Annotated in this window: 8 protein-coding genes and 1 pseudogene; all 9 read left to right on the forward strand. The window is 65.2% G+C overall.

Translation table 11 applies throughout. The features are described from left to right. The first annotated feature begins 124 nt into the window (after positions 1-124). The 9 genes and pseudogenes from GXY33_15910 to GXY33_15950 all read left to right on the forward strand — a co-directional run bounded on the left by GXY33_15910 (position 125) and on the right by GXY33_15950 (position 9,217). A complete protein-coding gene (locus GXY33_15910; protein ID NLX06623.1) occupies positions 125-454 on the forward strand; it encodes a DUF883 family protein in 330 nt (109 codons plus the stop codon). Positions 455-458: 4 nt separating this feature from the next. Further along, on the forward strand, positions 459-791 hold the full coding sequence (locus tag GXY33_15915; GenBank protein NLX06624.1) for a hypothetical protein: 333 nt from the start codon (positions 459-461) through the stop codon (positions 789-791). Between the two features lie 67 nt (positions 792-858). After that, positions 859-1,269, forward strand: a pseudogene (locus tag GXY33_15920) (hypothetical protein). Between the two features lie 128 nt (positions 1,270-1,397). Continuing rightward, complete coding sequence (locus tag GXY33_15925; protein NLX06625.1) at positions 1,398-2,852, forward strand: mechanosensitive ion channel; 1,455 nt, start codon at positions 1,398-1,400, stop codon at positions 2,850-2,852. A 21-nt stretch (positions 2,853-2,873) separates the two neighbouring features. Beyond that, complete coding sequence (locus tag GXY33_15930; GenBank protein ID NLX06626.1) at positions 2,874-4,100, forward strand: glutathione-dependent formaldehyde dehydrogenase; 1,227 nt, start codon at positions 2,874-2,876, stop codon at positions 4,098-4,100. A gap of 313 nt (positions 4,101-4,413) precedes the next feature. After that, the gene (locus tag GXY33_15935) at positions 4,414-4,701 is read left to right on the forward strand and encodes a hypothetical protein (GenBank protein ID NLX06627.1); all 288 of its coding nucleotides are present in this window, start codon (positions 4,414-4,416) and stop codon (positions 4,699-4,701) included. Positions 4,702-4,778: 77 nt separating this feature from the next. Beyond that, positions 4,779-6,266 (forward strand): hypothetical protein, encoded by a 1,488-nt coding sequence (locus GXY33_15940; GenBank protein ID NLX06628.1) that lies wholly within the window; start codon positions 4,779-4,781, stop codon positions 6,264-6,266. 161 nt (positions 6,267-6,427) lie between these two features. Further along, positions 6,428-7,783 (forward strand): DUF2254 domain-containing protein, encoded by a 1,356-nt coding sequence (locus GXY33_15945; protein NLX06629.1) that lies wholly within the window; start codon positions 6,428-6,430, stop codon positions 7,781-7,783. A 27-nt stretch (positions 7,784-7,810) separates the two neighbouring features. After that, positions 7,811-9,217 carry an FAD-dependent oxidoreductase gene (locus GXY33_15950; protein NLX06630.1) on the forward strand — a complete coding sequence of 469 codons (1,407 nt, stop codon included), beginning with the start codon at positions 7,811-7,813 and terminating at the stop codon, positions 9,215-9,217. The last annotated feature ends 37 nt before the right edge of the window (positions 9,218-9,254 follow it).

Raw genomic sequence — 9,254 nt, forward strand, 5'->3', positions numbered from 1 at the left:
GGGCTGGCGAAACCAATTGGGGCTTGGATGGGGGCTGACGGTCGAGTATAATTCAGCACAGACCACGGGGGTCTTCCAAGCAGTGCATATCGAACCGAAGTGACAGGTTGAAAGGGGGTCAGAGATGATTCAGGATGCCGTCAAGTCGAAAGAGCTGCAGGCCATCAAGGATGACATTGATTCGCTGCGGTCGGATCTGCGGTCGTTGATGAAGACGGCCAAGGGCGAGGGCCGCGGGCGTCTCGAGGACATTCGCGACCGTCTGATGGAGGCGTCACGGGACCTGGAGGCCCGCGCCGAGGAGCAGTTGCGCCAGGCGATGGGCGTGGCCCGCGAGCGGGGCGAGGAGGCGGTCGAGCGGAGCCGCGAGGAGATCAGCAAACGCCCGCTGACGATGGTGCTGTCCTCGATGGCGATCGGGTTGGTGCTCGGGGCGCTGCTGCGACGGAGTTGAGACGGTGAGCGTCTACAGCATCTTGCTGCGTGATATCGCTGCGTTGGTCAAGGCCGAGGTGAGCGCGGTTCTGGCCGACGTGCTGGTGCGGATCGCGGACCTGCTGGAGACCGAGGCGGAAAAACTCCGTCGGGCGATCCTGCGGGTCGCGGCCGCGCTGGTGGTCGTGCTGGTGAGCGTGGCCTTTTTGTTGATCGGGTTCGCGTTCATGATCGGCGGGGTGTACCTGATGCTGCTGCCGGAGATCGGGCCGGCCAGCGCGGCATTTATCACGGGGGGAATCTCACTGCTGCTGGCGGGCATCCTGGTGCTGATTGCCAAGTTGATTGGGGGGTAGGAACCTGGGCGACGGCGTCGCGGAGGTGCTGCGCGCGGAACCAGGGATGACCAAAAGGAGGTTCGGCATGGGGCCAAGGCGTAGAGAAGAGCGGGCGGAAGGTCGGGTGGCGGAGAGCACTTCCGAGCGGGTCAACCGCCGGATCGAGCGCGACATCGAGGCGCACGTGATGTACTATTCTCAGCGGCTCGACGAGATCGAGGAGCGGCTGACGGAGCTGGACCGCGAGTGGGACATCGAACGGACGCTGGAGACGAACGCCGCAGCGCTTTCGCTTCTGGGTCTGATCCTGGGATCGGTGTCGCGCAAGTGGCGGGCGTTGCCGATGGTGGTGGCGGGATTCCTGCTGCAGCACGGCATCCAGGGTTGGTGTCCGCCGTTGCCGCTGTTCCGCCGGTTGGGGATTCGGACGCGGGACGAGATTCTGCGGGAACGGACGGCCTTGCGGGCGCTGCGAGGGGACTTCGATCGGATGGCGCCGTCGAAGGGCAAGGAGCCGTGCGATCGTGCGCAGGATGTGCTGGAGGCGATCAGCGGTTCGGGTCGCGACGGGTAAACACCAACGCCGAAGGTGTGGCGGCGGCAAGGGGAGGCATGGGGGAGAGCGTGTCGAGGGGGAACATCGTACGGCAGGCGTGGTTGACGGCAATCTTTGCCGGGGCGGTGACGATCTGTGCGGTGCGTGGGCAAACGGGGTTGGTTCAACAGTCACCCGCGCCAGACGCACAGGACGCCGCGACGGCTGAAGAACCTGGCGTGACGGCGGCGGCCCCGGCAACAGAGATCGCGGTGGAAGGCGAAGTGACCGATAAGCAGTTGCGGGCGACCCTGGAACGATTGCTGGCCAGGTATCCGGGGGTGCGCGAGGCGCGGGTGTCGGTGAGCGAAGGGGTGGTCGAGCTGGAGGGGCACGTCAGCACGGAGGAAATCCATGACGGCGTCACGCAGTTCGTCCGGCGGGTGCAGGGGACGCGGCTGGTGCTCAATCGGATGAGGACGGACCAGCAGGTGCTTTCGGCGTGGCAGCTTCTCCGGCAGACGGTCGGTTCGTACGCCCAGACGATCGGACGGTCGTGGATGCTGGTGGTGCTGGCGATTGTGATCGTGGTGCTGACGCTGGCGTTGATCCGGGTGCTCTCGCCGATTTGGGATTTTCTGTTTTCCTTCGTGGTGGAGCGCGACTTCGTCCGGGCGGTGATCGGTCTGTTCCTCAACACGCTGATCCTTTTGGGCGGCCTGATGCTGGCCCTGTCGGTGCTGGGGTTGACGCGGGCGGTGCTCTCGGTCATCGGGGTGGCGGGGATCATTGGTCTGACCCTGGGGTTTGCGTTCCGGGACATCGCCGAGAACTTCATCGCGTCGCTGTTGCTGGGGGTCCGCCGGCCGTTTCGGGCGGGCGACCTGATCGAGGTGGCGGGCCGGCTGGGCGTGGTGCGGGCGATGAACATGCGGGCGACGGTGCTGGTGACGTTTGAGGGGGACTACGTGCGGATTCCCAATTCGACGATCTATAAGGAGGTCCTGGTCAACCACTCAGCGGGTCCGCAGGTGCGGGGCGATTTCGAGATCGTGGTGGGCTACGACCTGTCACTCAAGGATGTGGTCGAAGGACTGTGCGAAGCGGTTTCAGGCCATCCGCTGGTCAGACACGAGCCTGTTCCGCAGGTGCTGATCGACCAGTTCGGCACGGGTGGCATTCATCTGCGAGTCTATTACTGGTACGATCCGAAGGCAGCCGTTCCGGTCAATATCCGCGGGGAGGTGATGCTGCGGGCTCGGGTGGCCCTGACGAAGATGGAGATCACGCCGCCTCCGACCATCATCTCGCTGCAAGGAACGCAGGGAGGCATTCAGCGGCTGGCGATCACGGAGAAGGGCAGGAAAGGGACGCCGGAGACGAAGCGGGAACAGATCGCGGAGGAAGAGCAACTGGTGGCCGAGTCGCAGGGGACGGAGAGCCCCGGCGCAGCCGAGGCGATGTCGGCGCCGGTGGAGGCGGTCAGCGAGGAAGGCAGCGACCTGTTACGGTCGCCGTCGGACAGGGATTCGAACAAGGGCTGATTTCGAAAAAGGAGTTCGATCATGAAAGCGGTTGTGTTTCACGACGTGGGCGACATACGGGTGGATGAGGTTCCCGAACCGAAGATCGAGCAGTCGCACGACGCGATCGTCCGGCTGACCGTCAGCGCGATCTGCGGGACGGATCTGCACATGGTGCGCGGGACGATGGCGGACATGAAGCCGGGCACGATCCTTGGCCACGAGGGCGTGGGGATCGTCGAGCAGGCGGGCCCGCAGGTGCGCAACGTCAAGGAGGGCGACCGGGTGGTGATCTGCTCGACCATCGCGTGCGGATACTGCTCGTACTGCCGTGCGGGCTACTACGCCCAGTGCGACAACGCCAATCCCAACGGGGCGCGGGCGGGCACGTGTTTTTTCGGCGGGCCCAAGAGCACCGGTCCGATCGACGGGTTGCAGGCGGAAAAAGCGCGGGTGCCGTTCGCGAACGTCGGACTGGTCAAGGTGCCCGACGAGATCAGCGACGACCAGGCGATCCTGCTGTCGGACATCTTTCCGACGGGGTACTTCGGCGCGGACCTGGCGGAGATCAAGTCGGGCGACACGGTGGCGGTCTTCGGCTGCGGGCCGGTCGGCCAGTTCGCGATCCTCAGCGCGGAGCTGCTGGGCGCGGGGCGGATTCTGGCGGTGGACCGGATCGAGTCGCGGCTGGCGACGGCCAGGGACTTGGGCGCCGAGGTGATCAACTTTGAGGCGGAGGATCCGGTCGAGGAGATCATGGCGCTGACCGGCGGGATCGGCGTGGACCGCGCGATCGACGCGGTGGGTATCGAGGCCGAGCACGCCGAGAGCGGTCCGGCGGCCCAGGAAGCCTCGGGCGAGAAGGCGGCGCGGTTCGCCCGGCAGCGCGAGCAGGTGGCGCCGAAGACCGCCCCGTCGGGAGATCTGTGGCAGCCGGGAAGCGCGCCGTCGCAGGCGGTCGAGTGGTGTGTTCGGTCGCTGGCCAAGGCGGGCACGCTGTCGGTGATCGGGGTCTATCCGCCGACGGTGAACTTCTTCCCGTTCGGGAAGGCGATGAACATGAACCTGACGATCAACATGGGCAACTGCAACCACCGCAAGTACGTCTCGCTGCTGATGGAGCTGGTGCTCAGCGGGGCGGTGCATCCGGAGAAGGTGCTGACGGAGGCCGAGACGCTGACCTATGCCATCGACGCCTACGAGCATTTCGACCGCCGCGAGTCCGGCTGGCTCAAAACGGCGCTGCTGCCGGTGGAGGCGGCGGTGTAGGAAAGTCGTGGCGGACAGGGAAATGCCGAAGGCGCGCGTGTCGAGGGCGCCGCGCGAGGTCGATTTCCACGGAGAAGGTTGCATCGGGGTAGATGATGCTGTATAATGCAACCTTAACGTCCGGGGGGTAAACCGGCGCGTACGAGCTGTCGCCGCCAAGTGAAAGGAGGATCACGGGTGATCAATGCCGGAGGATTCTCTTAGCTGCGTGGAGGCGTAGACGTTGCGCGCGGGATGGATGTGGATACCATCGCTGAGACGTGCGGTGCGGCTCGGCGGGCCAGGGAATGGTGTTACTCACAAGGAGAGAGCGATGGAGAGCAAGTGGATCATGTTGCTGTTCGCGGGGCTGTTCGCCGTGAGCGTGATGGGCATGCCGGCGACGGTTCTGGCTGACGATTGGGGCGAAGACGACGGATGGTTCAACGGGGAGGACGAATGGGATAACGGCTGGGGCGATACCGGCTGGGGCGAAGAGGAGTACGGCGAGGACGACTGGTGGGATGATGATTACGGCGACGACTGGTACGACTGGGACAGCGACTACTATACCGAGGACTGGTACAACGAGGATGAAGGCTGGTTCAACGACTGGTGGTGATCGTCGGTCGTAAAAGACGTTCGCGCGGATCAGGTTGCAAGCCACTACATTCAACCAACCGAACAAGGGGGTCTACGATGAGGACGAGAGTATTGGGATTGATGATGATTGGTCTGGCGCTGGCGGTGTTTGTGGGCGTTTTGCCGGCGAACGCCGACCAGCAGGACCAGTACGGCCAGCAGGATGAATACGGCCAGCAGGGACAACAGGATCGCGGCCAATCGCAGGACAACGGGGACTGGCAGCAGCGAAGCCGGCAGGACGAGTACGATCAGCAGGACGATTACGGACAGGACGATCAGGACCAGGGTCAAGGCCAGGACCCGAACCAGCGCTGGAGGCAGGATCGCGGCCAGGGTCAACAGCAAGGCGATCAGTGGCAAGGCGATCAGGGCCGTGCCCAGCGGATCCAGTGGCAACAGGGCGGCCAGCAGGACCAGTGGCAGGAGAACGGCTGGGGCCAGCAGGGCGGCCAGGACTGGCAGCAGCGAAATCAACAACAGCGCAGTCAGCAGGGCAGCCAGACTCAGCGTCAGAGCCGCTGGCAACTCCAGCCCCAGGGCTGGGTGCTGGTCGGATACGATTGGGACCAGGATGGGACGTTTGACGCCTATGAGTACCTCTCGATGGACGATCTACAGCGGGCCCGCCGCCAGAGCCGGCAGCGGATGCAGCAGGGCCAGGCCCAGGGCGGCCAGCAGTTCCGTTCCGGCCTTCAAGCTGCGCAGCAGGGCCGCCAGATGAGGCAGGCGCAGCAGCGCCGGCAGACTCGCATCACCGGCCAGATCCAGGACATCACCCGCAAGTCGCTGATGGGCCTGGAGGGCCGGCAGGTGTTTGCCAAGATCCAGACGCAGCAGGGCCGGACGGTCCGCACGCTGCTAGGGCCGCAGCAGAATCTGCAACAGTTGGATCTCCAGGAGGGCGACCAGGTGACGGTGATCGGCCGTCGCGGAACCATCAACGACCGCTCGGTCCTGATCGCCCAGCGGATCCAGTCCAACGGTCAGTCGGTGCAGGTCCAGTCGCAGGCCCTGCGGCAGGCCCAGCTCAAGCGCTACTCGGGCACGATCCAGCAGACGCGGACGATTTCGATCCAGGGCCAGGACCAGTCGTTCCTGGTGGCCAAGGTCCAGCTTGACCAGCAGGGTCAGACCGTTCCGGTGATCTTCGGTCCGCGACAGGAACTGGGAACCTCGCTGAACCAGGGCCAGCAGATTTCGATCCTGGCCAGCACCGGTCAACTGAACAACAAGCGGGTGCTGGTGGCCAACCAGTTCAGCAAGAACGGCCAGAAGTTCGACACCACGTTCAGCGACATGGGAAGCCGGCGGTTCAATTTCCAGACCTCCGGCGGCCAGCAGTTCCGCCAGAGCGCCCAGCAGGGCGGGAGCGGCCAGGGCTCTGAGTCTCAGCAGCAATCCGGTCGGAGTTGGAGCCAGCAGGATTCTCAGTCGCAGCAACGCTCGAGCCAACAGGACTGGGGCCAACAGGGCTCACCGTCTCAGCAGCGATCGCAGCAACCGCAGCGTTCGGGACAGCAGAGGGGGCAAGACGATTACTGAGCCCAGGGGCTTGGATCGGTTGACCTGACAGGCATCCGGGAAGTCGAGACCGGGCCTATGAAGCCCGGTCTCGGCCGCACCGGACCTTTGTTTGAGCGGGACGAACGGATCGGTGACGCAAGTATGGGAGAGGGCAAGGCCTATCGGCTGGGAGAGCCTGGATGTGGACGAAGCTGGGAAATTTCTGGGACACGCTTCGGACGAGCTACTGGTTCGTGCCGACGGGGATGGCCGTGGGAACCGTCGTGCTCTGGGTTGTGATGATCAGGATCGATCGCAATGTGCCACCGGGGTACACGGGAACCGCGTGGTGGGTCTACGGCGGAGGCATGGAGGGCGCGCGGGAAGTGCTCTCAACGGTAGCCGGATCGATGATCACCGTGGCGGGCGTTGTCTTTTCGATCACGATGGTGGCCCTGACGATGGCGGCCCAGCAGTTCGGTCCGCGGCTATTGCGGAGCTTCATGCGGGATCGGGGCAATCAGGTAGTGCTGGGCACGTTCGTTTCAACATTCCTCTACTGCCTGCTGGTGCTCCGGACCGTCAGGGAAGGGCGCGACGGCGAATTCGTGCCGCAGATCGCGGTGACGGTGGCGGTGGGGTTGGCGATTCTGAGCATCGCGGTGCTGATCTACTTCATCCACCACGCCTCGATGTCGCTGCAGTCGACCAGCGTGGTGCTGGCGGTGAGCCGGGACGCGGACCAGGTGATCGAACGGGTGTACCCGAAGGAGCTTTCGCCGCAGGAACGGGAACAGGATCAGCAACCGACCGACGGTGAGGCGGAGTCGACGCAGGCCGAATCGTCATCGGTGCGGGCCAACGTCAGCGGCTATCTGCAGGTGGTGGACGAGAGTTCGCTGATCGGATTGGCTCAGGAGCGGGACCTGGTGGTCACGCTGTCGCATCGGCCGGGGGATTTCGTGGTGCGTGACGCCGAAGTGGCGAAGGTCTGGCCCGCCGACCGGCTGGACCAGGAGGTTGAAGACGCGGTGCGTGACGCCCTGGTCATCGGCAAACATCGGACCTCGGCGCGGGATATCGCGTTCGTCATCAGCCAGTTTTCGGAGGTGGCGGTGCGTTCGCTGTCGTCATCGATCAACGATCCGTACACGGCGACGGAGTGCGTGGACCGGCTGGGGGCGGCGCTGTCGAAACTGGCCGGCCGTTCGATGCCTCAGCGATACTCCCACGACGAGCGGGGCAGGCTCCGGCTGATTCACAAGCCCAACACCTTCATGACGATCGCCAACGAGACGATCGGAGATATCCGGCCGCATTGCCGTCACTCCAAGATGGTGACGCTGCGGCTGCTGGAGATGATCGAGGAGGTCGCCCGGCATGTCCACCGAAACGAGGACTGCGACGTGCTGCGGCGGCAGGCGGTGATGATCGAGCGCGGCAGCCGTGAAGGAATTGAAGAGGAGTGGGACCGCCAGGAGGTCCGCGAGCGCTATGACCGGGCGATGCAATCGCTGGAATGGCAGGGCCGGCACGAGGAGCCGGTCGTGGTATAGACGTCGGGAAGTGATAGGGGGACGCCGATGCGTGACGTGGACGTCATTGTGATTGGCAGCGGGCAGGGAGGCGTGCCGTTCGCGGTGAAGATGTCGTATCGCGGCAAGCGGACGGCGTTGATCGAGCGGAGCGACCTGGGCGGGAGCTGCGTGAATTTCGGCTGCACCCCGTCCAAGGCGTTTCTGGGATCGGCCCAGGCCATCGGCCGGGCGCGTCACGCAGCGGGACTGGGCGCGGAATGCCGGGTCAAGGCGCATTTCGGCGGCGTGATGGCGCGGGTGCGGGACATCCGCGACCGGTGGCGCCAGAGCGTGCGCGAGTACGTCGAGGACTCGGCGGTGGAGCTGGTGCGGGCCGAGGCGCGGTTCGTCGGCGAGCGGACGGTGGAGGCGGGCGGCGAGCAATACCGGGCGCCGCTGGTGCTGATCGACACGGGCCGTCGGTCGCGGATTCCGCCGATCGAAGGGCTGCAGGACGGTCCGTACCTGTCGGCGGAGAACTTCTTTGAGTTGACGGAGATGCCGGATCGCACCGCGGTGCTGGGCGCGGGCTACGTCGGCTTGGAGTTGGGTCAGGGACTGGCGCGGCTGGGCAGTCGGGTGACGATCATCGATCGTGCGGATCACGCGCTGGTACTGGAAGAGCCGCAGGTGGGAGAGGCGGTGGCCCAGAGTCTCAAGCGGGACGGGATCGATCTGCGGCTGAAAACGACGATCGAGCGGGTACGGCGCGACCGCGGGAAAGTGCAGATGACCCTTTCGACGGGCGGCACGCTGGAGGCCGATGCGATCCTGGTGGCGGCGGGACGGGCGCCGAATACCGAAGCCCTTGACCTGGCCAGGACCGGCGTGGAGACAGACGAGGATGGCTGCGTGCGGGTCAACCAGCATCTGGAGACGGCGTGCGAAGGCGTCTATGCGATCGGCGACGTGGCGGGCCAACCGCCGTTCACGCACGTTTCGTGGGAGGATCACCGCCGCGTGCTGGGCGTGCTGGACGGCGAGTCGCGGCGGCGCGACGATCGCGCCGTGGGCTACGCCGTGTTCACAGATCCGCAGGTCGGACGGGCGGGACTGACGCTCGATCAGGCCAGGCGGCGGGGCCTGGCGGTGCGCGAGGTGTCGATGCCGGTGGCGGAGACGGCGCGGGGAATCGAATGGGGCCAGACGATCGGGTTCTATCGCGTGGTGGTGGAAGAGCCCAGCGGCCGGATCATCGGCGCGACGCTGGTCGGCGACGAGGCGGGCGAACTGGTCAGCATCTTTCTGGTGATGATGGAAGGCGGCGACGACTGGCGGGTGATGGAGCGGACGATGAACATCCATCCGACGTACGCGGAGGGGATACCCATCCTTAAACAAGAACCCGCACAACGAGAGCTCCATCATCTGCTTTTCTTCCGCTCGGGGTGGCCGCACCGCCAATGCACTTGATTAACGCCAAACATTCTCCCCCCACTCCGCCTCAAGC

Source organism: Phycisphaerae bacterium (assembly GCA_012729815.1).
Lineage (GTDB): Bacteria > Planctomycetota > Phycisphaerae > JAAYCJ01 > JAAYCJ01 > JAAYCJ01.